We start from the raw sequence: 24,911 nt of genomic DNA on the forward strand, positions 1-24,911 counted from the left end.
CGTTCATCCTCGACAGGCCGGCCCGCCATCGTCAGGCAGATGCCAGCCCCGCTTCCCGTCGCCGGACCTGATGCCCGATCGTTTTCCAGTCCAGACGGATATCCTCGCCTCTTCCATGCACGGCAATCGCCGTCCCAATGGCGATGAGGGCCAGCATCAGACCGCCCAGCGTATCCACCAGATAATGGCCGCCGACCGGCACGGCCGATGCGAACATCACCATGTTCAGCAGCAGAAACGGCCAGCGCAGCCAGGGGAAGGGCCAGAAGGCAAATATCAGAAGGATCGCCGATGCCGCATGAAAACTCGGCATGGTGATGATCCCCGTCAGCGCATCGCTATCCAGCGTGGCCTTAGCCCCGGACCGCAGTTCCTCCATCAACGCCTCCAAATGCCAGGAAGCCCAGGCGGTCGCACCCGGCATCTGCGCCGGATCGACATTATAATGATGGAATGCAGCCACCGCCGGAAAGAAGGGGAACATCACTATCGTCAGCAACAAACACATGCCCCAGGCGGTCATGAACCGATAGGCCAGCGCTGGATGCCCCAGCCCGCAAAGCAGCAATATCGCCAACTGCGGTTGCCAGTTGATCGCGGCATAGGCGTGGATCAACAAGGTCGCGATCCGCGGACTGGCCTGAAACCACGCCATCATCGCCAGCCAGTCGAAATATAGCGCACGGTCCGCTGCGGCCAGCATCGTATCCGCATAGGGCAATGCCGTTCGCGCCAGCGCCGCACAGCCCAGCGCAGCTGTCGCTGCCATGAAGTAGAACAGCCCGGTAAGCACCAATATATGGCCCAGCCGCTGACCGCTCCCTTCCCGCGCTGCCATGGCGGCATTCCCGGATGGCGTGCGGCGAAGAATATAAAGTCCGCTGGCCAAGAATATGATGATTGCAACATAGAGCGGCGCCAGATCCACGATGTCGACATGGAAGGACTGCACCGTCGCGGCAGCCGCCAGCAGGATCGTCATCAGCATCGCGAGCAGAATGACCGGCCATGAATGCCGAAAATCGTGGAGACATCCCGCGCACACGCTGCGCACGCGAACGACAATATTGCCGATCACCAAAACCCCCACAGATCTTTACCCCGCAGAGGCGGCTATAGCCAATCCATGTATGAAACATTAAGAAACAAATATTGTCATCATTGAAAACTGCACGTTCTATATTGTCCACCGCATAATATAGTGAGCGGCACACCGCGCGCCTTCATTCCTCCATCATCCGATGCGCCGCCATCACCGCCGGATCGTTGTTGATCACATGCAGATAGGCGGTGCGTTCCGCCGTCCCACATTGGCGCTTTGCCAGCCCGCCGCCTTCCGTTCAGCCGGCGTCCGCCGCATCGCGGCGCCAATGCACGATCGTCACCGCCATCAGCGGCAGCACCAGCATCGGCAACGCCGCCATCGCCTTCGCCACCCACGGATGCGCGACCAGCCATTCCATCATCAGCGCGACCAGCACCGTCCCGCTCCAGAACAAGGCCCCGCACAAGGCCAGGCTGGCCAGGACGATCCCGATCCGCATCGTCATTCTTCCACCACCCGCTGCGCCGCGATCACCGCCGGATCGCTGTCGATCGCATGCAGATAGGCGGTGCGCTCGGCGGTCCCGCGCTTCAGCTTCGCCAGCCCGCCCACCTGTTCCGGCGTCAGCATGATCCGCACATAGCCGCGATCAACCAGGCACTGGTCCAGCGCCGCCTGCAACTGCGCGCGCACGTCGCTGCGCGTTATCGCCTGATATTTCGCGCCGAAATTCGCCGTTCGCCGCGCCACATTGGCATCGTCATGATGCATGCCGATATTCGCCGCCGCCATCAGCGGGCTGGCATCGCTATCGCCACCATAGGTCCGCAGGATCATCGTCAGGTCGACCATGCTCAGTGCATCCAGCGCCTGCGCCGTCTCCGGTCGCACCGTCACCGCCCTGTCCCGCGTCGCCTCCGCGCAGGCCCCTGCATCGCCGGCATAGTCGGCCAGCGACACGCCCGCCTTGGCCCAGCTTGTCGGCGGCGCGCCGCGCGCGCCAGCGCGCAGCATCATCACCATCGGCGCCACCAGCATCAGCGCCATCCTGCTCCGGGTCACACGCCGCATCCTCGCCTCCTCAGCCCCAATGCCCGTTCAGTGCCGCGCCCTCGCCCAGCGCCCGATCATCCAGATATGCAGCGCATGGATCGCCACCATGCCCGCCGCGATCGCCAGCAGCACCGGGATCACCAGCCCCTCCTGTCCGGCGCGCGGCGGCACCCACAAAGCCATCGCGCCCACGGCCAGGATCAGCATCGTCCCCAGCACCGGCGTGAAGGCCAGCGCCACGGCCCGCGGCGCATGCCAGCTCACCGTCCCGGTCAGCGTCCATTGCATCGGCAGCCGGTCGATCGCCCGGAACCGCCAATCGGCGCGCACCGACAGCGCGATCATCGCCCCCGCCGCCAACAGGATCAGCCCAACCAGCATCGCCCGATCTCCAAAGCCTCGTGCTCAGACTATCAGAGGAAGCGCCCAACCGCAAAAGCCCGACGCTCAAAGCTCAGGCCTGCACCTCATCATCCGACCGCCTCACCCAGTCGGGCGGGGGCCAACTTCATGGCCCCCGCCCTTGCTCGATCAAGCCGCCACAGCGAAGGTCGAGCTCAGATTCTGGAATTGCGCCACGCTGTTGCCGGCCACATCGTCGCAGCAGGACTTGCCGCTGACCCCGACATTGACATGATAGCCGGTATGATTGGCGTCCGCGATCCCGGCGGGGTTCAGTTCCACACCGCAATAATTGTTGGACGAACTGACATGCGTGATGACCCCGCTCAGGTCGATACCCCGTCCGCTCGGGTTCGACGCAGCGACGTTGCCGCGAATGAACAGCCCGTCGAACGCCGTCCCCCGACGCCGGCCCTTCGCACACGATCCCATTGTCGCTGCCATATTTGGCTTCATTGTTGGTGATGGAAATACCGCGCACAATGCCGCTGTTCGACCTGATCTTCGCCGCAGCCGCCGTGCTGGCCGACAGCCAGTTGCCGTCGACCAGAAGCGTGTAGACCCGCCCGCCATTTTCCGGCTCGACCAGGACAGCGATGGTGGAAGTATCCAGATTATTGCCGATCAATTTGCCGGTTCCGGCATATTGACTACTGCCGACGGGCTTGATCGACACGCCGATTTCATGCCGCACGGAACTGTTGAAGCCGATGAAATAGACATCGCACCAGCCGATCCGGATGCCGACCGCCGCTTTGTCCTTGTCGTCGGAGACCTGCAGATGATTGCCGCTCAATGTCGCGCCATGGACATAATATTGGTTGCCGATGACGATGCCGGAACCGGTCCGCACGGTATTGAAAATCGTGTTGCCCGAAATGACGGGATGCTGCGCATAGTCGACATTGATCGCCAGGAACTGGTTGCGGAAGATATTGTTGGTGATCACGGGGCCGATGACGGCGCCCAGCAGGTTGGGATCACCCGCAATATTGATGGCGGCGCCACTGGTCCGCGCGATGGCACTCGACACATCAAAGGTCACTTCCGAGCAGGAGAAGCCCTCCACGCCGCTACCGACCTTCAACAGGTCGCCCGTCGCCGAAAGGGCAATGAATTTGCCTCCATTGATGAAGCGAACCGGCTTGTCGATATTGACGCTATTCAGAAGGCCATAGGGCCGCCCCTGCATATCGACCACGCCACCGCCAGACGGCAGCGCCGCGATGGCGCTGTTGAAAGCAGCACTGTCATTGGCCACGCCATCACCGACAGCACCATAACTGATGGGAGAAACAACCGTCATGCAAAGCTCCTAATATAATGATTTAACTGGACAAATCTTCTTGAAATCACTCCTTCAACATATTTTGATTGCAACGATGAAAGGGGCGAGCCGCGCCAAAGCGGCGCACACACAAATTGCGCGCGGCCGTCGCCGGATATTCTGGATATTTGCAAAGACTCGCGTCGCGCGGATCGCCCATCGGCGCCTCGCCACGACCATCATTCAGCGACTATGGCGCACGCCAAAATCGTAACTCACGTCCCCTCCGCCGCGCGGCGCCGGCGTATCTCTGCCAGCACCCGCTCGACGCTGGTGATCGCTTCGGGGCTGCCGTTTTCACAGGCTGGGGACAGGCCTGAGCCGAGGCGCAGCATCATTCTCGCTTGCGAAAGCGTGGCTGACGAAAGCCCGCAGAGGGCCTCGCAGCCAGAACGCCCATCGCCTCCTTCGTCAGGCCTGGCCAGCCACGGCCAGGTCGAGGCGATTGATCAGCTTGAAACCGATATATTCGTCCCGTCGATAGCTGCGGTGCATCACATCACCTCGATCATGTCGATAACAGACACTCCAATAGCGCAACATGCGGCGCTTCACCCGGCTCCAGCAGCTTGGCTCTTCCATAGGGGACACATGCGTGACGGGCATGTCATAGCCGCCATGTCGATAATAGGCGTCCCAATAGCTCATCACGCGGCGCTTCGTGGTCCGCCAATAGGCTGGATTTTCAGCAATGAAAGCGGCCAGCACCGGCGTCATTTCCGGCGTGAGACCGGCCGCTATGTCTTCCAGTATCTCCACGATATATTCGCCGATCAGCGCGACGATGAACGGGGCGGCCCAGGGCTGAAAATCGCCGATCAGATCGCGCGCGGCAACCTGGCGCAGGAAGCCATCGCTGCTGCGCGTCTGCAACGCGCGCGCCAAACCCCAGGCCGGATCGCCCTTGCTCAATCGCAGCCGGTCAGTGGCAAAATAGAGGCGCGCCGGAATCAGCACAGCCTGTCCTTCAGCCTGGACCGCAAATCGCTCCGTCCATTGTCGACTTGTCAGCGCCCGAACCACCGCTTCCCCGGCCGACAGAGCCATGGAGCGATGCGCCGGCGCAAATGCCTCCGCCAACATCAATCCATCGATTTTCGTCAGCATCGCCTGATCGCCCATGGGGGAACATTAGAGCATTTCCCAATCAGGTGGAATCACCTGATGACCCGGAAAACGCGTCAAAACAGGAGCATAGAACAGTCGCGCCGAGGCAGTCGGATCGAAATCTGCTCAAGCGCTATCCGTTTATGTCGCGTGCGCCTGCCTAAGATGCCAGCCTTCGCTGGCATGATCGAAATGGGGTGGTCCGCAATCCCCCTTCCCGCCCCCGGATCAAAAGCTGTTCTCAATCAGGTGGCAGCCGATAGGATTTCACCTGGGCTCTCGGAAAATTGATGGCTGTCACCTGATCATAGGCGTTGCCCATCAGCACGCGAACCGATTGCGGCTTTTCCGAAAGATAGAAGCCGACCGCACCCGATCCGGCGCCAAGGCGTGTGTCGCGCTGCATTATCACGATTGCGCCCAGCACAGGATCCTCGATCTCCCGGCCCCAATTCTCCCAGCTCAACGCGCGGCCGGGCGCGGCCGGGCAAGGCTTGCCCACCTGCTTGAACGTCCAGCACATGAAGGATCCGACCCATGGAACCGCGTCATCGGCAGGCAGGCCCGCGGCCTTGTTATAAGCGACGATGCGCGGATTGCTTTCCGGCCCCGGAATTTCCCGCTGCCCTATCTCGCCCTGGGCCACGCGCATCCAGGCGGCAGCCTTCGTCTTCGTCGCGGCCTCGACCAAAGAGGCATCCTCTGCCGTATAATTGGTCGCACTCGCCGTGCTGGCGATGACCGGCGGGGGGACCGCCTGCCCCTCATCGACATTGGCCGTCGCGCGCAATTTGGACAGATAGTCATCGGACAGCGCGATATAGCCGGCCTGGGCAAACCACAGGAGGTTGAGCGCACGCTGGCGGGCTTGCACATTCACATCCGCATTTGACGGAACATCACTCGATTTCAGAATGATATTCGTTTCCAGCTCGCGTCTTTTTATGGCGTAGTCGGCGGCCTTGCCCAGTGCCGTCCCGATCAGCCCCAGCGCAGCCCCCATCAACACCACGCCGGTCGGCGTCAGCAGGAAATGAAATCCATCAGCTGTCGCGGTTCTTTTCCGCAGTTCAAAATCAGCTTTCTGAAGTTCCAGCTGCTCGCGCGCCAGTTGATGATCTCGCCGCTTCAATCGCGCATCAATGGCGATCTTGGATCGCGCCAATCGGTCTTGATCGTTCACGACAACACCTCGATCAGCACATGGATATTCACCGAATCATCTTCAATACATCATCAATATTATCCCGACCCCCGTCTACACGTAGTAATACATGCCCATTTTTGCGACAGTGCCGCGAAAGCGCTGCCCCAGCGCGCCATCCATCGAAGATCCCCGCACGGAAAGCCGGCGCCGCGCACAGGCCCTCCCCCTCACGTCCCCGCCGCCGCGCGGCGTCGGCGTATCTCCGCCAGCACCCGCTCGACGCTGGCGATCGCTTCGGGGCTGCCCGGTCCGGTCGCATCGCCCCGCGCCGCCCGGCGCGCCGCGACCTGGGCCGCATGCAGCTTCAGCAATTGCAGCCCCAGCGACGGATTGGGCGCGCGCTTGACCTTGCGGGTCTTCACCGCACCCTCGCCATCCTCGATGATTTCCTCGCTCTCGCAACCATGCAGCGCCAGCCCGATCAGCATCGCCTCGATCTCGCCATAGCCCTGCTCGATCGCCGCATCCCAGTCGCGCGCAAATTCCGCGTCGCGCTGCTTCAGCCCATAGGCCGCCTGCCGGCTCTTCCCCACGGTCCGCGCCGCCTCGCTGACATTGCAGGTCTCGGCCAGCTCCGCCAGGAAGCGCGCGCGGTCCTTCTGCGCCCAGCCATCCCTGCGCACCTGTCGCAATTGCGTCCGCACCCCCTCGCCCGCCGCCTGCCGCTGCGCCACGCGCTCCGGCCGCCCGGCCGCCCCCTTTCGCGCCGCCATCACCCTCTCCCCCGATTGTCCCGAACCATCGCCCCGCCGAGCGACCACGCGCCGCACGCCGCCATCGGCAGCAGCCCCGCGCCACCCCGCCGCTCGACGGCTCCCCGCACACCGCCCCGACAGCGCCAGCTTCAGCTTCAGCCCCGCGCGCTCGCCCAACGCAAAAGGGGCCGGCCCAACCGAACCAGCCCCTTTCGCCTCACCTGATGGCAATATCCGTCAGCATCGCATCACGGCGCCGGCATTCCAAAAGCCCCGCACCGTCACGCACCAGCCCTCAAGGACCGACTGCCAATCCTGACCTGGAAGACCAGCCCAAAGACCCAGCCCAAAAGCCGCCCTCGAAGACCCCGCCTTCCACAGCCCAGCCGACCCATCGCGCCACCACCGACCGACGCCGACGAGTCGCAATTATCGACTTTCCTCTTCTCTGCCCGATCAGCGTGACGATGTCAAGCAAAATGTTCCATATGGGTTATACAGCCTTGCCCAGCATCCGCGCCTCCTGCGCCATCGCCCCGGCAAAGCTCGGCCGCGCCCGCAATCCGTCGAGCCAGGTCTTCACCCTGGGCCAGCGCCCGTCCTTCAACCCGTTGCTGCAATAGCAGACATTGATCAGCGGACAGGCCACCGCAATGTCGGCCAAAGTGAAGCGATCCTCCACCAGCCAGCCGCTCTCGGGCAGAACCGCCTCCAGATAATCATAGATGCCCGGCATCTTCTCTGCCTCAGCCCGGTCGGCACGGGCCGGGTCATGCGGCATGTCGAGCAGCTTGCCGACCACCCGGTTGAAGAAGATGTCGACGCCCACCGGCTGGGCGATGGTGTCGGCAAATTCCTCATACCATATCGTCCGCGCCCGCGCCTTCGCCTCGGTCGGGATCAGGTTCGGCTCGGGATGCAGCGCATCCATATAGGTTATGATCGCGGACGAATCGCTGATCGCGAAATCGCCGTCGACCAGGGCCGGGATCTTGCCAAAGGGGGACGCCCGCTCGAACGCCTCGCCGCCCTTGCCGAACCCGGCCGGCCGCACCTCGACCGCAATCCCCTTTTCCGCTGCAAAGACAATGACCTTGCGCACAAAGGGCGACGGCCGCGCGCCATAGATGATCATGCACCCACTCCTGCTTTTCTGGTGGTGGAGCGCCGATCCTGCCAGACCAGTCGCATATTGCAACGGTCCAGTCCCGTCCTGCCCGGCCCTGACCGCGCAATCCATTAGGTGTTCGACCGGAATTTCCACGCCCCCGCAAATCGGAAAGCCTTTGCAGGGGCAATCCGGGATGGGGGCGGTCATGGACAGACGCGCGTTTCTGGCGACGATGGCGGGCGCAGCGGGTGCGGCCGGCCTGGTCAGCTGCCATCAGGCCAGCGGCAAGCCGGCCGCCCTCATCCATCCGCGCCGCACCGCGCTCGCCGGGGAAGCCTGGGCCGATGCCGATGTCGTCGTCTATGGCGCCACCCCCGCCGGCGTCATCGCCGCGGTCAGCGCCGCCAATCTGGGCGCGTCGGCGGTGCTGATCGGCGGCTGGCGCGAAATCCAGCCCGGCGGCATGCTGGCCGGCGGGCTCAGCTGGACCGACATACGCGATATCGATGCGGTCGGCGGCTATGCCCGCACCACCATGGCCGCGCTGGCGGCGGCGGGCGGCATGCCGGGCAATCGCTACGCCTTCGACCCGGCCGTTGCTGCCCCCTATTTCCGCGACCTGCTCGATGCCGCCGGGGTGCCGGTCCTCTGGTCGGACGGGGTCGAGACCGTCGACCGGACCGATCGCGCCATCCGCGAGATCATCACCCGCTCGGGCGTTCGCGCCCATGGCCGCATCTTCATCGACGCCTCCTATGAAGGCGACCTGATGGCCCGCGCCGGCATCAGCACCAGGGTCGGGCGCGAAGCCGCCGACCGGGCCAATCCCTATAATGGCTATCGCGGGTCACGCTATGAGCTGCTGACCCGGACCGATCCGCCGCAGAAGGACAATATCCTGCCGATCAACCCTTTCGTCGACCAGCCGTCGGGCCGCCTGATCGCCGGGGTCGATCCCGCGCCGAACCGACCGGTCGGCGCCGCCGACGATGGCGTGCAGGCCTATTGCTTCCGCCTGACCATGACCGATCGGCCCGAACTGCGGCTCGACCTGCCCGCCACCGCGCCCGATGGCTATCGCGAGGCCGACTATGAACTGCTGTTTCGCGATTTCGACCGACGCCGGCGCGCCGGCCAGCTCTATGGCCGGGACTGGCATTTCGCCCGCGATCTGGTGAAGGCGGACGAGGTCGCGCCGGGCATCTACGACATCAACAATCGCGGCACCATGTCGCTCGACGCGGTCGGCCTCAACCGCGCCTATCCGGCGGCCGACTATGATGCGCGCGAACGCATATGGAAGGCGCATGAAAATTATATTCGCGGCTGGTTCCACGCCATGGCCCATGGCCGCGATCCCCGCATTCCCGCCGGGCTGCAACGCGATGTGCGCAACTGGGGCCTGGTGCGCGGCCGCCACACCGATTGCCATCCCGCCGACACGCCCGGCTGGTCGCCCCAGCTCTATGTGCGCGAGGCGCGCCGGCTGGACAATGGCCTTGCCTGGTCGGGCCGGGACGTGTCGGATATCGATGGCGTGCCCCCGCGCCTCCCCTCGATCGTCGCCATGGCCTCCTACTGGCAGGACAGCCACGCCGCCAGCCGCATCGCGGTCCGGGACGAACGGGGGCAATGGGGCATCGTCAACGAAGGCCATTTCATGCTGCCCGCCGGCGGCAAATATCAACGCTCGCCGCTGCCCTTCGAACTGATGGTGCCGCATCGCGACCAGTGCACCAACCTCATGGTGCCCTTCTGCGTCGCCGCGCAACCCGCCTCCCCCGTCCGCCCATAAAAAAGGCCGGCGTTTCCACCGGCCTTCTTTCCTGTCCCGATCCACCGCGATCAGCGCGCGTGCATCGTGCTCCGGGCGATCTTGGCGACCAGCGGGAACATGCCGGTATAATTGCCCTGGCGATAGGGCGAGTCGATGTCGAGCGTCGCCATCAGCTGCCGATGGGCAGCCGCCAGATTATGATAGGGCACGCTCGGCAGCAGGTGATGCAACGCATGATAACGCAGGCCGACCGGCGCCCACAGTTCGGGCAGCGTGCCGGGCGGCGGCACATTGACCGAATCCAGATATTGCGCCGTCACGGTCATCGCCTCGCCCTCATTCTCCCACAGATGCGCGACCAGGGTGCGCAGCTGGTTGATGACGGTCATCGCCGAATGGATCGCCATATAGACGAGCAAGGGCTTCCAGCCGAAGGCGAAGACACTGCCGACCAGCGCCAGCGCGAACAGGCAGGCGCCCGCTTCCTGCCAATGCCACATGCGGGCGAACTCACCCTCGGGCGCACGGCGGCGATAGGCGGGATTGATCGACAGCGCCGAAAACTCCGCCACCACCTTGCGCCGCAGCGGCGGGATGATCAGGCTGAGCGGCGTCAGCACGCCAAAGCGCAGGATCAGGCCGACCGGCGCCAGCGCGGCGACGACGATGAACAGGGGCAGCGACCAGGGCTTCATCAGCGCCAGCGGCAGATATTCGGGGTCTTCCGCCGTGCCATAACGGGTGCGGGCATGATGCTGGGTATGCACGCCTTCATACAGGAAGGACGGGATCATCAGCGGAATGCCGACCAGCAGGTTCCAGCCGAATCGGAAGCCGGGCAGCGCGCCCTTGCGGATATGGGTCAGCTCATGGATGAAGCTGGCCGCGCGATAGAGCGCCATCATCGACAACAGGGCACAGCCGATCGCGATCGCCACATTCTGGGCCAGAATCGCACCGGCCAGCGCGCCATAGCCGATCAGCGCCGACGCCAGCATGTCCGGCCAGTAGATGGCCGAGTTCGCGGTCGACAGGGTGCGCGTCAGATCCGCGGCAGCGCGCAGCATCTTCGTATCGTCGGGTATAGCCGACCGCGTGCGCGACGCGGCGGCCAATATGGGATCATGCACAGTCATGCTGCCTTCCCTACACTCCAAATGCGCTGCAATCGTGGCAGCAACGTGACATATTCACCCCGGTTGGGGGTGTGGGCCGGTACAGATGCGCAAGACGCGCATTTCCAGACCGACTCCTAGCGCCCCGACACCGGCCCGAGATTGACATTCCGCAAACAAGCGCCGAACTGCTCGACACATTTCTTCAAGGGCCTGCGCCGTGGCATCAACCGATCTCGTCATCACCCCCGTTTCCTCCAAGGCCGATCTCAAGGCCTTTGTCGACCTGCCCTGGCGGCTCTACGCCAATGATCCCAATTGGGTGCCGCCGCTCAAGTCCGAAGTCTATGGCCTGCTGACGCCCGGCAAGAATCCCTTCTTCGACCATGCCGAGGCTCAATATTTCCTCGCCCGGCGCGGAAACAAGGTGGTCGGCCGCATTTCCGCGCATTTCGACAAGCTGGCGCTGGCCCAGCCGGTCGAACAGGGTATGGGTCCGGGCACCGGCAATTTCGGCCTGTTCGAGGCGGAAGATGCCGAAACCGGCGCCGCCCTGATCGCCGCGGCCGAAGGCTGGCTCAAGGCCAAGGGCATGACCCGCGTGCTCGGCCCGATCTCGCTGTCGATTTGGGAAGAGCCCGGCCTGCTGATCCAGGGCCATGATCATCCGCCGACGGTGATGATGGGCCATAACAGCGCCGCCTATCAGCCGATGGTCGAAGGCGCCGGCTATCAGCCGGTCAAGCAGCTCAAGACCTATGAGCTCGACATCACCAAGAATTTCCCGCCGCTGATCGAGCGCATCGTCGCCTCCGGCGAAAAGAGCGCGCGCATCACCATCCGCAAGGTCGACAAGTCGAAGTTCGATCAGGAAGCCGCGATCATCCTGGGCATCCTCAACGATGCCTGGGGCAAGAATTGGGGCTTCGTGCCGATCACCGACGCCGAAGTCGCCTTCACCGGCAAGAAGCTCAAGCCGCTGGTGTTCGAGGATCTGATCATGATCGCGGAGTTGGAGGGCGAGCCGGTCGCCTTCATGATGACCCTGCCCGACCTTAACGAGGCATTGAAGCCGCTCAACGGTTCGCTCTTCCCGTTCGGCTGGATCAAGCTGCTGCGCTGGCTGCGCAAGCCGCAGGTGCGCACGATGCGCGTGCCGCTGATGGGCGTGGTCCAGCGGCTGCAATCCACCCGCATGGCCAGCCAGCTCGCCTTCATGATGATCGAATATATCCGCCGCAACGCCCTGGCCCATTACAGCGCGACGCGGGGCGAGATCGGCTGGGTGCTGGACGATAATCAGGGCATGAACGCGATCGCCGACGCCATCGAATCCAGGGTCAACAAGATCTATCAGGTCTACGAAAAGACGCTGTAAGGCAGCGGGCGCGCCTCAGCGCCCGCATCCATCCGCCTGCAAGGCCATCATCGCCCGCGCCATCGCCATGCCCAGCCGGCGCTGGGCATCGGTCACCAGATGCAGTTCGTCCGCCTGCCGCTCAAGGCCGCCGGTCGGCACCATATAGGCGCAGCGCAGGGCGATGTCGCGCTGCGCCGCCTGCACCACCGCCCATCCCGGATAGCGCGCGACATGCTCCGGCGCGGCCGGCCGATCGGCGATCTGCGCAAAGAGGAACGGCAGCTCTGCGCGTCCCAGATCCCGCCGGAAATGCCCGACCAGATCGGCCAGCGCAGCGCCATAGCCCGTTGCCGCCGTCCCATTCTCCGCGTCGCTCTCGCCCTGATACCAGAGGATGCCGGCCAGCCGTCCGCGGACCGATCGCACCCGCGCCAGACAGGATCCATAGAGCGTTGTCCGATCCCCGCCGGGTCGCCAGCGCGCGATCGCGCTGCCGCCCTTGGCGCAGGGGATCAGGAGTATGGGCCGCCGCTGCCGCGCGATCAGCGCGCGGGCAAAGAACAGGCCCGGCCCGACCGCCGCCAGCCGGTCCGCCGACGCCATGTCCTGCTGCCCCTGCGCACTGTCGATCGGCTCCATCGCCGGCCGCACGATGCCGTCATTGCCCAGCATCTTCACGCCCGGCACCGGCGCCCTTTCCGGCTCGGTCAGGTCCGCCAGCGCGCCCCGCCCCGACATGTTGGACTGGCCGGCCAGCACATAGATGTCCGGCAAGGGCGCCGCGCCGCCGGCCGAGCCAGCCGCGCCGATCAGCGCGGCCAGGCCCAGCCCGGCAACCCGCCAGCTCAATAGCTGTAGCTCAGGCGGATGCCGCCATAACGATGGAAATCACGCGGCACATAGCCCTGGATCGCCGTCGTCCCGTAACGGTTCGACACATCGTTGATCAGATAGCGATAATGTTGGTCGAACAGATTGTTGATGAAGCCCATCACCTGCCATGACTTGTCGGCGCTGCGCAGGCCGAGCGCGATGTTCACCATCGCATATTCCGGCTGGATGGTGCGCGGATTCTGGTCCAGCGGCACGACCTTGCTCTGCCAGGTGACGGCGCCCTGCGCGACCAGTTCCAGCGGCCCCTGCCCCAGCGGCTGGGCATAATCGATATTGCCCGCCAGCTTCCACTTGGGCGAGATCAGCATCGCCTTGCCGCTCAGATCCTGGCGCGGCGGCGTGCCGACGCATCCCTGCGCCGCGGTCTGGTTCACATAGCAGGCCGCGCCGGCAAATTCCTTGAACTTGGCGTCCAGATAGGTCAGCGACCCATTGATGGTCAGCCCGGCCACCGGGCGGATGCTGGTTTCCATTTCCAGGCCCCGGATGCGCACCTTGCCGACATTGGTCAGGCGGAAATTCTGCGTCCCGTCGGCCAGATTTTCCACCGCCTGGGTCTGGAAATCGCGGAAGTTGGAATTGAAGACGGTGAGGTTCAGCGTCACCTTGCGATCCAGCAACTGCGATCGGAAGCCAAGCTCCAGGCTGTCGGATTTTTCCGGGTTCACCGGGCCGGCGTCGGCGCGCGCCTGGTTGAAGCCCGACGAGATGTCATAGGCCTGCCCCTTATGCCCGGTCGCATAGGTGAGATAGAGGTTCATGTCGCGCGCGACATCCTGCTTGATGCCCAGCTTGTAGGTGCCGAAACTGTCGCTGCTGCGCCCCGCATAGACCCGGCTGGCCGCCAGATCGGTGAACACATAATCGATCTTTTCCCGGCTGTAGCGGCCACCGGCGATCAGCGTCGTGCCGGGCAGCGGATCATATTCCAGCTGGCCAAAGCCCGCGATCAGGTCGCTGCCATTGGTCGCATCCCAATTGGCGTTAGAAAAGAGCGGCCCGCGATAGAAGTCGCGGCCGATGTCGACATTGCTGTAATAGGCGCCCAGCGTATAGCGGAACCGGTCCTTGCCGGGCGAAATCAGCCGCAGTTCCTGACTGAACTGTTCGCTGTCGAAATGGCCATATTGGAAATTCTGGAAGCTGGTGATCGCGGAATCGTCGCTGTCGAACCAGTCATGCGACTTGTAGCGGTCATGCGCGGTGATCGACATGATCGTCGGCCCGCCCGTATCATAGCTCAGTCGCAGCGACTGGGCGAAATCATTATAGGTGTTGCCGGTCGGGAAATCGATCGACACGTCCGTATTGTCCTTGTCGACCGTGATGCCCGGCGCGAACACATCCTGGGTGAAGGCCGGGTTGCCGCGCAGGATCGCATTATCGCCCAGTTCGATGAAGGGCCGCGTCGATGTCGTCCGCCCATCGGCATAATCGATCGCCAGATCGGCCTGCAACTCAGCCGTCGGGTTCCAGCGCAGCTTGTTGCGGGTGGAGAAATAGCGGCGCCCGTTCAGCGTCTTGCCATCGGCCAGGTTGCGCGAATTGCCCTTGAAATCATCATAGTTGACGCTGGTGCGGAAACCCAGCGTGTCGGTCAGCGGCCCGGAAAGAACCGCGCCGATCTGCTGCTCGTCATCCGTGGTGATCATGCCGCGCACCGACGCGGTCAGCGTCTTTGTCGGCGCCTTGGACACGATATTGATCAGGCCAGCCGAGGCCGATTTGCCATACAGCGTCGTCTGCGGCCCGCGCAGCACCTCGATCCGCTCGATATCGGAAAGATCGGTGAAGGCGCGCGACTGGAAGGCCAGCGCCACATCGTCCAGGATGACCGCGACGCTCGGCTCGACGCCGGGGCTGAAGGCCAGGGTGCCGACGCCGCGGATCGCGACATTGGCGCTCGCCGGATTTTCCGCCGGCCGGATGCTCAGCGACGGCGACACGCGGCTCAGATCGTTGAAATCCTGCACCGCATTGGCCTGCAACTGGGCCTCGCCCAGCACCTGCACCGACAAGGGCACATCCTGCACATTCTGTTCGCGCTTCTGCGCCGTCACGATGATGTCGCCAGCCGACATATCCTGCGCCTGCGCATGGGCCATGCCCGCCAGCGCCCCCGATACGACGCCAACCAGCAGGCTCGCCATCACGACTGCCATTTTCGACTGCCCCTTCATCAACCTCTCCCGATCCTGTGTTCCAAAGCTGCCACCGGGAGCCATCGGCCGATGCGCCGGTTTGCCCGACTGCACCGGCATCAAAGCCCACATTGCGGGACTCTGCTCCAGATTTCGAAAAGGCTGTAACCGACAGATCAGGCCAGCGCAACATATTGGTCAAACCAATATTGATGAACACGGCACTTGTCAGACAAATTGGCCTGACAGATCGATTGTCATGGCGAATGGCTGCGCTCCGGCGGAAGCAGGCGGCCGTGAATCACCATCGGCGCGATCGACGGTCCGCAGACAGTCGATCGCGCCGATCGCGCATTGTCAAAATCGGGTCAGGCGGCGGCCGGGGTCGCCTCGGCCGGCTTCAGATGGCGTGCCAGGAAGTCGAGGCAGCTGCGCACCTTGGCACTGTCCCCCTGCGCCGGCAGATAGAGGGCAACGATCGGCGATTCCGGCAGCGCGACAGCGGGCAGCACCGTCTGCAACCGCCCCTCTTCCAGATCGTCCGACACCGCCCATAGCGACTTGATGACGATACCGGCGCCATTGAGCGCCCACATCCGCGCCATTTCGCCATCATTCGTGCTCAGCACCCGGCTCGCCCGGCTATTGTCTCGCCCCATGTCCATGTCGATCGCGCGCCACATATCCTGCCCGCCGCCAATGACGATGCGGTCATGGCTGGCCAGATCCTCGATCGTGCGCGGCACGCCGCGTCGGCTCAGATATTCGGGCGAGGCGCAAAGCATGCGCGGATTGTCGGCCAGCCGCTTCATGATCAGGCCGCTGTCGGGCGGCGGATCGAAACAGATGGCGATGTCATGGCCGGTCTCGACGATATTGGCTGCCTGCCCCGCCGCCTCCAGATGCACCGCCACCTCGGGGTGCAGCGTCGCATAATGCTGGAACAGCGGCGCCAGCCGGCTGCGGCCCGAATGCAGCGTCGTCACCACGCGCAGCGCCCCGACCGGTTCGGTGGCGTTGCGCATCACGACATTTTCCGCCTGGTCGATGTCGGACAGCGCCTGCCCCGCCTTCTCGTAGAAGATCTGGCCTTCCTGCGTCAGCGTCATGTGCCGGCTGTTGCGGCGCACCAGCATCACCCCCAGCCGCGACTCCAGTTGCGACAGGCGGCGACTGGTCGCGGCAAGCGACAGGTCCAGTCGTTTGGCCGCTTCGGACAGGCTGCCCGATTCGGCAATTTTCACGAAGGACAGGATTTCAGCATAGCGATCGGCCATGCGCAAAAAGCTATGCGCGTTACGCTGCATTGCAATAGGCGCAAGGTTGCAGTTCCGTGTGAAAACATTGCCACGTCTCCCAAACGGCACGGAAATGCGACGGAATTTTGCTGGCGTTACCGCTACCGCAAGGCTGGCTTGCATGGTGTGGACCACGTTGACCGTCGCTTGTGCGTCGCATCATTTTTCGAACAAAGGCCGCCCGTCGGCTCCATTTCGGAAAGGACCGCCATGATCCGCACGCTCGCCGCAACGCGCGCCGCGCCCACGCCCAAGACCAATCAGCGTCTTGCCTGGAACGATATCGAGGCGCTGCCCATCTATGCCGCCATGGCGCTCTGCTTCGCCTGCGCCTGGCTGGCGATCAGCGACAGCACCCCCACCATCTATGCGACCATCCTGAAGGCGGTCGGCATCATCGGCGGCATGGCGCTGCGCCATGCCTGGCTGAAACTGGATGAAGCCGACGGCACGGACATCGCCTGACCTGTAGAGAACCGCTCCCCCTATGATCGTCGGACGTGCCCCACGTATCCGCCAGAGTTTCCAGACCGCGTGGCGCGCGCTGATCGCGCTGTTCTTCTGGGATCTGGCGGTCACCATCTTCTACTTCATCTCACCCTTCAAGGCGCCGGCCCTGCCGCTGACCATCTTCGGCACCGCGCTCGCCCTGGTCCTCGGCTTCCGCGTCAACTCCGCCTATCAGCGCTGGTGGGAAGGCCGCATCCTGTGGGGTGCGATGGTCAATGTCTCGCGCAGCTGGGCACGCGCGGTGATGAACTTCATCCCCGACCGGGCCGAAACGGCGGACCTGCGTCAGACCCTGGTCGAACGCCATATCGCCTATGTCCAAGCGCTGCGCTGCCAGCTCCGCCGGATCGATCCCGCGCCCGATGTGCGCCGCCTGCTCGCCGGCCCGGAGATTCCGGAACTGGGCCGTCGCAATCCCGCCAACGGCCTGCTCGACGGATCGGGCCGCCGGGTCGAACAGGCGCGCGCGGACGGCTGGATCGACAGCATCCAGCAGACCCAGATCGAACGGCTGCTGGTCGACATGTCGAACGCGCAGGGCGGCATGGAGCGGATCAAGAACACGCCGCTGCCCGCCCAATATCGCAGCTTCCCCAAATTCTTTACCCGGCTCTTCTGCATCCTGCTGCCGATCGGCCTGGTCGAGACATTGGGCATCGCCACCCCGGTCGGATCGGCGGTCGCGGGCTTCATGTATCTTGCCGTGCTGCAGATCGGCGACGACCTGGTCGATCCGTTCGGCAACGACGTCCACGACCTGCCGCTCGACAGCATCACCACCACGATCGAAGCGGACATGTGCGACACGCTTGGCCGCGAAGGGCCTCCGCCGGTCCAGCCGGTCGACGGCGTGCTCTGGTAAAGCCAAAGATCGCCCGCCAAACCGGCCGTCATCCTGCATTAGATGCAGGATCCATTCAGCGCGCCCTCGCAGCACAGAAGGAATCCCGGATCCTTCGACGAGTCCAAGAGAGCCTTTCGCTAGGATGACGCTGATAGGGATCAACGTGTTTCGACCGATAGTGTTGAAGACCCGGTCTTTGCAGTGATGGCGCGGTTCTGATTCACTGGCGTTGTCGTTAGGCGACGGGCTGATGATGGGTGATCGGACGGTGATGCAGGAGGTGCTGTTTTACAGCTTCAGCCTGGAAGATCATGTTCCCCAGAGCCACTTGTTGCGGGCGGTGGATCGTTTCGTTGATCTGGACGGGATCTGGGAGAAGCTGCGGTCATTCTATAGCGAGAAGGGCCGGCCCTCGATTGATCCTGAACTGATGATCCGGATGCTACTGATCGGCTATTGTCTGGGAATCCGGCCTGAGCGGCGGCCGTGCGAGGAAGTGCATCTCAATCTGGCCTCTTGCTGGTTCTGCCGCCTCGGTCTCGACGGATCCGTGCCCGATCACTCAACATTCTCGAAGAACCGGCACGGCCGCTTCCGGGACAGTGATCTGTTACGGCAGCTGTTCGAGATGACCGTCTCGCGTTGCATCCAGGAAGGACTGGTCGGTGGCGAAGGCTTTGCCGTGGACGCCAGTCTGATCAAGGCCGACGCCAATCGCCAGTGCGGCGTTCCCGGCGCAGAGGGGCTCTCGCCGGATATCGTCAATCATGCTGTTCGGGAGTATCTGGAGGTGCTCGACGAGGTGGCCTTCGGAGCGGCGTCGCCCGTCACGCCCAAATATCTGTGGCCGGCTGATCCGGCAGCACGCTGGACGGGTGCCCATGGTGGGCAGGCTTTCTTCGCCTACAGCACCAACTACCTCATCGATCTGGCTAATGCCGTGATCGTCGATGTGGAGGTCAGCACCGCCATCCGTCAGGCTGAGGTGGCAGCGCAGTGAACGATGATCGACAGGACACTGGAGCGCTCCGGCATCTGGCCCCAACGGTTAGCTGCCGATACCGGCTATGGCGATGCGGCTAATCTTGCCTGGCTCGTCCATGAGCGCGGCATTGAGCCGCATATCCCCGTCTTCGACCATGCAAGCCGCAGGACCGGCAGCTTCCAGCACACCGCGTTCCGCTATGACCACCGGAACGATCTCTATGTCTGTCCCGGCGGCAAGCACCTCGTCCAGCATCGCAGGGACTATGTCAGCCCACGGCCCGGCGTCGATAAGGATGGTTTCATGCGCTACCGCGCCAGTCAGCATGACTGCCAATCCTGCGCCCTCAAGCCCCAATGCTGTCCCCGACCGACGCCTATGTCACATCCCGGCGCGAGCGGGGATATGGGATTGCTGGCAGCGCGGGGAATCGATGAGTTCGATCGGGCGAAGGTTTGATCGAGAGTCTTCGTCGGTATTTTCGGTGATTTCGCCGACCGGCGGCATCCGGCCCGCCGCTCGCAAGCGTTGCAGTCGTGCGCTGAGCCTTGCCGAGCGGGAGGAGATATCGCGGGGCCTGAGCGTCAGAGAACCCTTGCGTGCGATAGCACGGCGACTGGGTCGCTCGCCCTCGACGATCAGTCGCGAAGTCAGGCGTAATGGCGGTGTTGCACGGTATCGGGCGACGGCGTCCGATCAGGCGGCATGGGACCGTGCCTTGCGGCCCAAGCCCTGCAAACTGGCTTGCTCGCCGTCACTGGCACAGGCGGTATCGGTCAAGCTGCGCCGCAAATGGTATTGCGAGGTGGCTCAGGCACAGCTTTCCGCAGGAGCCGCACAGGCAGGTGTCGTACGAGACCATCTACAGAAGCCTGTACATACAGGCGCGGGGAGTTCTGAAGAAGGAACTGCTGGAGCATCTGCGCGCCCGGCGCACCATCCGCCGGTCGCGGCACGCCAGCCTCAAGCGCAATGGCCTCGGCCAGATCAAGGGTGCCGTGTCGATCAGCGAACGCCCCGCCTCGGTCGAGGACCGCGCCATTCCCGGCCACTGGGAAGGCGATCTGATCGGAGGCACGAAGAACAGCCACATCGCGACGCTGGTCGAACGGCATTCGCGCTACGCGATACTGGTCAAGGTCACCAACAAGGACACCAGGAGCGTCGTGTCGGCGCTGATCAGGCAGACGCAGCGCCTGCCGCGCGAACTCTACAAGTCGCTCACCTGGGATCGCGGCAAGGAACTGGCCGATCATCCGCGTCTCTCACTGACTACCGATGTCGAAGTCTATTGCTGCGACCCGCAATCGCCCTGGCAGCGCGGCTCCAACGAAAACACCAATCGCCTGCTGCGACAGTATTTCCCCAGAGGAACCGATCTGTCGCTATACAGCCAGGCCAAGCTGAGTGCCGTTGCACGGCAACTCAACGAACGGCCAAGGAAAACGCTCGAATATCAAACGCCCGCAGAGCGTTTCCAAGCATGTGTTGCCGCCACCCGTTGAACCCACCGTGGATTGCGGACGAGAGGCAAACTGCTCGACTTCTTCGCCGGTTAGCCAGCCTGCATGGTAGCGCTCGAGGCGTGCGGTGGCGCCTATCACTGGGCGCGCCAGCGGCAGACAATGGGGCATAAGGTACGCTTAATCCCACCAGCCTACGTCAAGCCGTTCGTGAAGCGGAACAAGCACGACGCGATCGATGCTGAAGCGATCTGCGAGGCGGCGCAGCGCCCTGGCATGCGCTTCGTGGCGGTGAAGAGCGAGCCGCAGCAGGCCGCAGGGCTCGTGTTCCGCACGCGAGACCTGGCGGTGCGACAGCGCACCCAGTTGATCAACGCGATCCGCAGACATCTGGCGGAGTATAGCGGGGTCGCGCCGCGCGGCACCGCGCATATGACGATGCTGGTTAACCTTCTGGAAGATGATGAGATGGCCTCGCCCCTGCCGGAAGCGGCGCGGCCTATGTTCAAGCTCATGGTCGACATGTTGGCCGGGCTCGACAGACAGATATCTGTGCTCGACCGCGAGATCGCACGGCGTGGCAAGGAGGATGAAGCGGCACGCCTACTGATGACCATCCCGGGGACCGGCCCCATCGCTGCGACGGCCATCATCGCGCTAGCACCGCCGATCGAGACCTTCCGCAATGGCCGCGACTTCGCCGCTTGGCTTGGCCTCGCGCCGCATCAGCACTCGACCGGCGGCAAACAACGGCTCGGCAGCATATCGAAGATGGATGAGCGCACGATCAGACGGCTGCTGATCATCGGCGTCAGCTCGATAGTGCGACAGGCCTACCGGTTCGGCGCGCCGGCCGGCTCGTGGCTGGAGCGGATGCTTGCGCGCAAACCGCGCATGCTCGTCTCGGTCGCGCTCGCCAACAAGATGGCGCGCATGGTCTGGGCGTTGCTCGCAAAGAACGAAGGTTACAGAGCTCCGGCAGCGGTCGCGGCGTATGTCAAAGCAGCGGTCCGAGGCGTCGGGGACGTAGGCGGTCGAAGAAGGGTATGGCACAACAGTCGGCGAGACGGGGCGGAAGAACCAGAGAATAGCAGGGCACTAGCCAAGCGCGTAAACCTGAAATGGATCCGGTCCGTGAACTCCCATACTGGCTCGCAGCATATGGCGCTGCTCATCAAGGCCGGACAGATGACCGGATCCGACTACGTGCCAACATGCCCTAAGGCCTGTGGGGATTCATCGAGAGTTGATGACGGCTGCGGCGAGGTAGATGATGGCCTCGAAGCTGCTGTCGGTTTTGCAGGCGCGCATGGCGATGCGTTTGAACTCTTTGAGTTTGCAGAAGAAGTTCTCGATCAGGTGCCGCCATTTGTACATTTCGGCGTCAAGCGGGATGGGTATGGCACGGCGCGGATGCTGAGAGATAACGATCCCGGCCCCGCGTTCGTTGAGATCGGTGATGATGTCGTTGTTGTCGAAAGCCTTGTCGGCAAGCAATGCGCCAAACTCCACGCCTTCGATCAACGGCGCAACACCGACGCTATCGAAGCGATTGCCTGGCATCAGACGGAAGTGCACCAGGTTGCCCAAGGCATCAGTGAGCGCCAGTATCTTGGTCGTCATGCCGCCTTTAGAGCGGCCAATGGCCTGGCCCGAAGTCCCCCTTTTGCGCCTTGCCCATGACGATGAACCTTGACGATGGTGGCATCGATCATGGCGTATTCCATGTCAGGCTCATGCGTCAAAGCATCGAAAATCCGCTTGAAAACGTCCGCTTCGCGCCAGTCACGGAAACGCCGGAACACCGTATTCCAGTTTCCGAACTGGGAAGGCAGGTCGCGCCACGGACTGCCCGTTCGGACAATCCACAGCACCGCCTCCATAAATAGCCGATTGTTCCTACCGCTGCGTCCGGGATCGCTGATCTTCCCCAAACAGTGCGGCTCAATCTTCGCCCATTGGGCGTCGGTCAGTACAAAGCGATCCATCCGCAGTGTGAATCACATCTGCTGGTAAATGGGAATCCTAAATCCCCACAGGCCTTAATTTACCGCTTGCATCCGATGGAGCGACCACAGATACTATTCCGCTAACCACCCATCGTGCCCATTCAGCTGGCATCATGTCGCGGCCGTCCCATATCTGGGGTAGTCGTCTCACGGCTCCGAATGTTGTTTGCTCCGCTCCAGGGACGCTGGCCTTCGGCTTAGCCGGCTGGGAAGCCCGCTATTTCTTCGGGAACAGCAGGGTGAAGATCATGCGGATGCCCCATTCGGGGCCGCCGTCGGGCGAGACGGCATAATATTTGCCGCCAAGGCCCACCTGCACCGCCTGATCGCCGACCTTGGTCAGTTGCGTGACGGTGAGATTGACCGGGATCAGCCAGTCCTTGCCCTTCCAGTCATAGGCGGCTTCGGCATTGATGCCATAGGTGGTGGCGTGGGACGTGGTGTGGCTGAAGAAGGGCTGCATGAAGCTGGCGCTGACGTCGGAACGGTCGTCCTTGCCGGCGATCGACCAGATATGATTGCCGAGGAAACCGACCGTGTTCTGGCCCATCTGCTTGAGCAGCACGACGGTCGGGCCGGCGCCCCACTTGTCCCCGCCCAGATAGCGATCGGTTGCCGAGGGATAGAGGATGGCGGGGCCCACGCCCCAGATGATGCCCTTATTCTCCTTGGGCGAGAAGAAGAAGCTCTGGGTGATATCGCCAAGGCCGAAGGCATCCGTGCCCGGTCCCTGATAGCTATTCTGCGCGACGACCGGCACGATGGTGCGCACGATCATGTTCCAGTCCTTGCCGACGCTGATCGGCACCACCGGCTGGATATTCAGCGTCGACTTGATGCCATCATCCCCGGCGCCGAAGTCGAGATTTTCCTGGAACGGCACGCTGATCAGCGAGGCGACCGGGTTGGACAATTGCAGCGCCAGATCCTGGTCGCTGCCGCCCGCCGGCGGTGGGCCGGAGGTGATGGCAGGCGCTGCCGGCGATCCCGCATCCTGCGCGATCGCCGGCAGCGGCGCCATGGCGACCAGGCCTGCGAGCCAGGCGATCTTGCGATGATATCCGGTCTGCATGGCCAAGCGCCTTCCCCTTTCGAACATTCTGCGCGGGGACAGAATGACCCGATCAAGAGCGGGGGCCAATCGCGGGCTTTGCGGAGATCGGCCGGGAATAATCCTTAGGGGCGCTCGTCCCAGCGCAACAGCCGCACCTGGCCCGGCGCATCGACGACCAGTTCGCCAAAGGCCCCGGTGCGCAGCTTGAGCTGGCCATAAGCGAGGCCCAGCGCCAGCACGGCGAAGCGGGCGGCGCCGTTGCTGGTGACCAGCAATTCCGTCCCCTCCCCTTCCGCGGCGAACCAGGTGCGCCAGGCAGCGATGCGTGCGGGGGCGTCGACGGTCCAGCCATCGGGCGCGATCCCGTCCCGGTCCCAGGCGGCGATCGCCGCTTCGCCGAGCCGCGCAACGACGGTCGCCTCGGGCTGCCCCTCGTCCGGGCCATGGTCGATCTCGTCGAGCCAGGGCAGGATGGCGTCGATCGGATGGTCGAGCGCGGCCGCGATCGGCGCCGCAGTCTGGCGCGCGCGCTGCAACGGGCCGCTGTAGAGGCGCACGGCGCCCAACGACCGAGCCGCGAAATAGCTGGCGAGACGCTGGGCCTGGGCCATGCCACTGTCGACCAGCGGAATGTCGGTGCCGGCCCCGACCCGGCGCGCATCGGCGCTGGAGGCGAAGGTGTTGCCGTGGCGGATGACGAAGATGCGCCGGCTCATGACAGGGCCGGCGTCGGGTCTCCATGGGCGGCAATCAGCGCCTCGACCCGCTGGATATCGGCCTCGGTATCGATGCCGCTGCTGTCGAAAACGGGCAGATCGACCGGGACGGTCATGATATCGATGCCCAGTTCCAGCAGCCGCAACTGCTCCAGCCCTTCCAGATTTTCGAGCGCCGTGGGCGGCGATGCCTCGAACCGGGCAAGCGCGTCATAGGCATAGCCATAGAGGCCGACATGACGCCAGACGGGGGATATGGGACCGGCTGCGCGCAGCCTGTTCTCGTCGCGGATGGCGGGAATGATCGTCTTGGAGAACCAGAGCGCCCGGCCATCCGCACCGCGCGCGCAGGTCGTGCCGCTGAAGGGCGAGCGTTGCTTATGCTCGCGCAGCGCATCGAGCGCGGCCCAGTCGAGCCCGATCACCGGGGTCGCGACCTGCGCGCCGGCATCCAGCGCCTCGATCACCGCGCCCAGCGCTCCCTTGGGCTGGAAGGGCGAATCCCCCTGGAGATTGACGACGAAGTCGGGCTGGGTGGCCTGCGCGCGGGCAGCAGCGAGCGCGCGGCCGGAGCCGGTAGCGATCGCGCTGTCGGTCATCACCGCGTCGCAGCCGGCGGCCTGCGCATGGGCTGCAATCTCGTCATCATCGGTGGCGACGACCAGAGCGACGCCGGCGCGCGAACCGATCGCCGCGCGCGCCATGGCGATCGTGCGATGCAGCAGGCTGCGCCCCGCAATGAGGCGCAGCGGCTTGCGCGGCAGGCGGGACGAACCCGCCCGCGCCGGAATGACCACC

The 24,911-nt window shown here is 63.8% G+C and carries 21 protein-coding genes and 3 pseudogenes; 7 read left to right on the forward strand and 17 right to left on the reverse strand.

The window, feature by feature from the left end; translation table 11 throughout:
• Positions 1–31: 31 nt before the first annotated feature.
• The 9 genes from DIZ22_RS12440 to DIZ22_RS12480 form a co-directional block, all read right to left on the reverse strand.
• A complete protein-coding gene (locus tag DIZ22_RS12440; RefSeq protein WP_164488892.1) occupies positions 32–1,078 on the reverse strand; it encodes a phosphatase PAP2 family protein in 1,047 nt (348 codons plus the stop codon).
• A gap of 262 nt (positions 1,079–1,340) precedes the next feature.
• Complete coding sequence (locus DIZ22_RS12445) at positions 1,341–1,550, reverse strand: hypothetical protein (RefSeq protein ID WP_048938275.1); 210 nt, start codon at positions 1,548–1,550, stop codon at positions 1,341–1,343.
• Positions 1,547–2,116, reverse strand: coding sequence for a hypothetical protein (locus tag DIZ22_RS12450; protein WP_048938274.1), 570 nt, complete (start codon positions 2,114–2,116; stop codon positions 1,547–1,549). Before DIZ22_RS12450 ends, DIZ22_RS12445 begins: the two co-directional genes overlap by 4 nt.
• Before the next feature lie 27 nt (positions 2,117–2,143).
• Positions 2,144–2,479: a hypothetical protein gene (locus DIZ22_RS12455; RefSeq protein WP_048938273.1), complete on the reverse strand. Its 336-nt coding sequence runs from the start codon at positions 2,477–2,479 to the stop codon at positions 2,144–2,146.
• Positions 2,480–2,606: 127 nt separating this feature from the next.
• Complete coding sequence (locus DIZ22_RS12460) at positions 2,607–3,806, reverse strand: hypothetical protein (RefSeq protein ID WP_122928227.1); 1,200 nt, start codon at positions 3,804–3,806, stop codon at positions 2,607–2,609.
• 432 nt (positions 3,807–4,238) lie between these two features.
• Complete coding sequence (locus DIZ22_RS12465; protein WP_164488893.1) at positions 4,239–4,784, reverse strand: hypothetical protein; 546 nt, start codon at positions 4,782–4,784, stop codon at positions 4,239–4,241.
• A 391-nt stretch (positions 4,785–5,175) separates the two neighbouring features.
• Positions 5,176–6,117: a TIGR02594 family protein gene (locus DIZ22_RS12470; protein WP_164488894.1), complete on the reverse strand. Its 942-nt coding sequence runs from the start codon at positions 6,115–6,117 to the stop codon at positions 5,176–5,178.
• A 191-nt stretch (positions 6,118–6,308) separates the two neighbouring features.
• Positions 6,309–6,854 (reverse strand): hypothetical protein, encoded by a 546-nt coding sequence (locus tag DIZ22_RS12475; protein ID WP_122928229.1) that lies wholly within the window; start codon positions 6,852–6,854, stop codon positions 6,309–6,311.
• A 475-nt stretch (positions 6,855–7,329) separates the two neighbouring features.
• Entirely contained in the window at positions 7,330–7,971 is a 642-nt protein-coding gene (locus DIZ22_RS12480) for a glutathione S-transferase family protein (protein WP_048938268.1), read from the reverse strand.
• Between the two features lie 181 nt (positions 7,972–8,152).
• Here DIZ22_RS12480 and DIZ22_RS12485 point away from each other — a divergent pair, with 181 nt between their 5' ends.
• Entirely contained in the window at positions 8,153–9,742 is a 1,590-nt protein-coding gene (locus DIZ22_RS12485) for an FAD-dependent oxidoreductase (protein WP_234415734.1), read from the forward strand.
• A 50-nt stretch (positions 9,743–9,792) separates the two neighbouring features.
• On the opposite strand, the gene DIZ22_RS12490 is transcribed toward DIZ22_RS12485, so the two are convergent.
• Positions 9,793–10,860, reverse strand: a complete 1,068-nt coding sequence (locus tag DIZ22_RS12490; protein WP_122928230.1) for a fatty acid desaturase — start codon at positions 10,858–10,860, stop codon at positions 9,793–9,795.
• 199 nt (positions 10,861–11,059) lie between these two features.
• On the opposite strand from DIZ22_RS12490, the gene DIZ22_RS12495 reads away from it, so the two are divergent.
• A complete protein-coding gene (locus DIZ22_RS12495; protein WP_048939599.1) occupies positions 11,060–12,217 on the forward strand; it encodes a hypothetical protein in 1,158 nt (385 codons plus the stop codon).
• A gap of 15 nt (positions 12,218–12,232) precedes the next feature.
• On the opposite strand, the gene DIZ22_RS12500 is transcribed toward DIZ22_RS12495, so the two are convergent.
• The 3 genes from DIZ22_RS12500 to DIZ22_RS12510 form a co-directional block, all read right to left on the reverse strand.
• Entirely contained in the window at positions 12,233–13,048 is an 816-nt protein-coding gene (locus DIZ22_RS12500) for a sialate O-acetylesterase (RefSeq protein ID WP_048939598.1), read from the reverse strand.
• Positions 13,045–15,255, reverse strand: a complete 2,211-nt coding sequence (locus DIZ22_RS12505) for a TonB-dependent receptor (RefSeq protein ID WP_234415733.1) — start codon at positions 15,253–15,255, stop codon at positions 13,045–13,047. Before DIZ22_RS12505 ends, DIZ22_RS12500 begins: the two co-directional genes overlap by 4 nt.
• Before the next feature lie 347 nt (positions 15,256–15,602).
• On the reverse strand, positions 15,603–16,511 hold the full coding sequence (locus tag DIZ22_RS12510) for a LysR family transcriptional regulator (protein ID WP_037509690.1): 909 nt from the start codon (positions 16,509–16,511) through the stop codon (positions 15,603–15,605).
• 231 nt (positions 16,512–16,742) lie between these two features.
• Between DIZ22_RS12510 and DIZ22_RS12515 the strand changes: the two genes are divergently transcribed.
• The 5 genes and pseudogenes from DIZ22_RS12515 to DIZ22_RS12535 all read left to right on the forward strand — a co-directional run.
• Complete coding sequence (locus tag DIZ22_RS12515) at positions 16,743–16,997, forward strand: hypothetical protein (protein WP_004211015.1); 255 nt, start codon at positions 16,743–16,745, stop codon at positions 16,995–16,997.
• 22 nt (positions 16,998–17,019) lie between these two features.
• The gene (locus DIZ22_RS12520) at positions 17,020–17,904 is read left to right on the forward strand and encodes a bestrophin family ion channel (RefSeq protein WP_048939596.1); all 885 of its coding nucleotides are present in this window, start codon (positions 17,020–17,022) and stop codon (positions 17,902–17,904) included.
• Between the two features lie 232 nt (positions 17,905–18,136).
• Positions 18,137–19,237 (forward strand): annotated as a pseudogene (locus tag DIZ22_RS12525) (IS1182 family transposase); the annotation flags it as partial.
• A pseudogene (locus tag DIZ22_RS12530) lies at positions 19,197–20,376 on the forward strand (IS30 family transposase). The pseudogenes DIZ22_RS12525 and DIZ22_RS12530, both read left to right, overlap by 41 nt.
• Before the next feature lie 12 nt (positions 20,377–20,388).
• A pseudogene (locus tag DIZ22_RS12535) lies at positions 20,389–21,324 on the forward strand (IS110 family transposase); the annotation flags it as partial.
• A gap of 246 nt (positions 21,325–21,570) precedes the next feature.
• Here the strand turns inward: DIZ22_RS12535 and DIZ22_RS12540 are convergent.
• From DIZ22_RS12540 to kdsB, 4 genes are all read right to left on the reverse strand, one after another.
• Positions 21,571–22,322 (reverse strand): IS5 family transposase gene (locus tag DIZ22_RS12540; RefSeq protein WP_107917673.1). Its coding sequence is split into 2 segments (ribosomal slippage): positions 21,571–21,992 and positions 21,992–22,322, totalling 753 coding nucleotides; the frame shifts between segments, so codons are not numbered across the junction.
• A 238-nt stretch (positions 22,323–22,560) separates the two neighbouring features.
• The gene (locus tag DIZ22_RS12545; RefSeq protein ID WP_017498995.1) at positions 22,561–23,415 is read right to left on the reverse strand and encodes a hypothetical protein; all 855 of its coding nucleotides are present in this window, start codon (positions 23,413–23,415) and stop codon (positions 22,561–22,563) included.
• Positions 23,416–23,519: 104 nt separating this feature from the next.
• A complete protein-coding gene (locus tag DIZ22_RS12550; protein ID WP_048939347.1) occupies positions 23,520–24,113 on the reverse strand; it encodes a histidine phosphatase family protein in 594 nt (197 codons plus the stop codon).
• Positions 24,110–24,910, reverse strand: a complete 801-nt coding sequence (kdsB, locus tag DIZ22_RS12555) for a 3-deoxy-manno-octulosonate cytidylyltransferase (protein ID WP_048939348.1) — start codon at positions 24,908–24,910, stop codon at positions 24,110–24,112. Before kdsB ends, DIZ22_RS12550 begins: the two co-directional genes overlap by 4 nt.
• Position 24,911 lies beyond the last annotated feature (1 nt).

The sequence above is a fragment of the Sphingobium sp. LF-16 genome (genome assembly GCF_003711185.1).
Taxonomy (GTDB): Bacteria; Pseudomonadota; Alphaproteobacteria; order Sphingomonadales; family Sphingomonadaceae; genus Sphingobium; species Sphingobium yanoikuyae_A.

Excerpts from the sequence above, each read along its gene's own strand:
- DIZ22_RS12545 (WP_017498995.1), bottom strand. The coding sequence starts at position 23,415 with ATGCAGACCGGATATCATCGCAAGATCGCCTGGCTCGCAGGCCTGGTC.
- DIZ22_RS12505 (WP_234415733.1), bottom strand. The coding sequence starts at position 15,255 with ATGGCAGTCGTGATGGCGAGCCTGCTGGTTGGCGTCGTATCGGGGGCG.
- DIZ22_RS12550 (WP_048939347.1), bottom strand. The coding sequence starts at position 24,113 with ATGAGCCGGCGCATCTTCGTCATCCGCCACGGCAACACCTTCGCCTCC.
- DIZ22_RS12455 (WP_048938273.1), bottom strand. The coding sequence starts at position 2,479 with ATGCTGGTTGGGCTGATCCTGTTGGCGGCGGGGGCGATGATCGCGCTG.
- DIZ22_RS12490 (WP_122928230.1), bottom strand. The coding sequence starts at position 10,860 with ATGACTGTGCATGATCCCATATTGGCCGCCGCGTCGCGCACGCGGTCG.
- DIZ22_RS12445 (WP_048938275.1), bottom strand. The coding sequence starts at position 1,550 with ATGACGATGCGGATCGGGATCGTCCTGGCCAGCCTGGCCTTGTGCGGG.
- DIZ22_RS12520 (WP_048939596.1), top strand. The coding sequence starts at position 17,020 with ATGATCGTCGGACGTGCCCCACGTATCCGCCAGAGTTTCCAGACCGCG.
- DIZ22_RS12510 (WP_037509690.1), bottom strand. The coding sequence starts at position 16,511 with ATGGCCGATCGCTATGCTGAAATCCTGTCCTTCGTGAAAATTGCCGAA.
- DIZ22_RS12485 (WP_234415734.1), top strand. The coding sequence starts at position 8,153 with ATGGACAGACGCGCGTTTCTGGCGACGATGGCGGGCGCAGCGGGTGCG.
- DIZ22_RS12515 (WP_004211015.1), top strand. The coding sequence starts at position 16,743 with ATGATCCGCACGCTCGCCGCAACGCGCGCCGCGCCCACGCCCAAGACC.
- DIZ22_RS12475 (WP_122928229.1), bottom strand. The coding sequence starts at position 6,854 with ATGGCGGCGCGAAAGGGGGCGGCCGGGCGGCCGGAGCGCGTGGCGCAG.
- DIZ22_RS12480 (WP_048938268.1), bottom strand. The coding sequence starts at position 7,971 with ATGATCATCTATGGCGCGCGGCCGTCGCCCTTTGTGCGCAAGGTCATT.
- DIZ22_RS12460 (WP_122928227.1), bottom strand. The coding sequence starts at position 3,806 with ATGACGGTTGTTTCTCCCATCAGTTATGGTGCTGTCGGTGATGGCGTG.
- DIZ22_RS12450 (WP_048938274.1), bottom strand. The coding sequence starts at position 2,116 with ATGCGGCGTGTGACCCGGAGCAGGATGGCGCTGATGCTGGTGGCGCCG.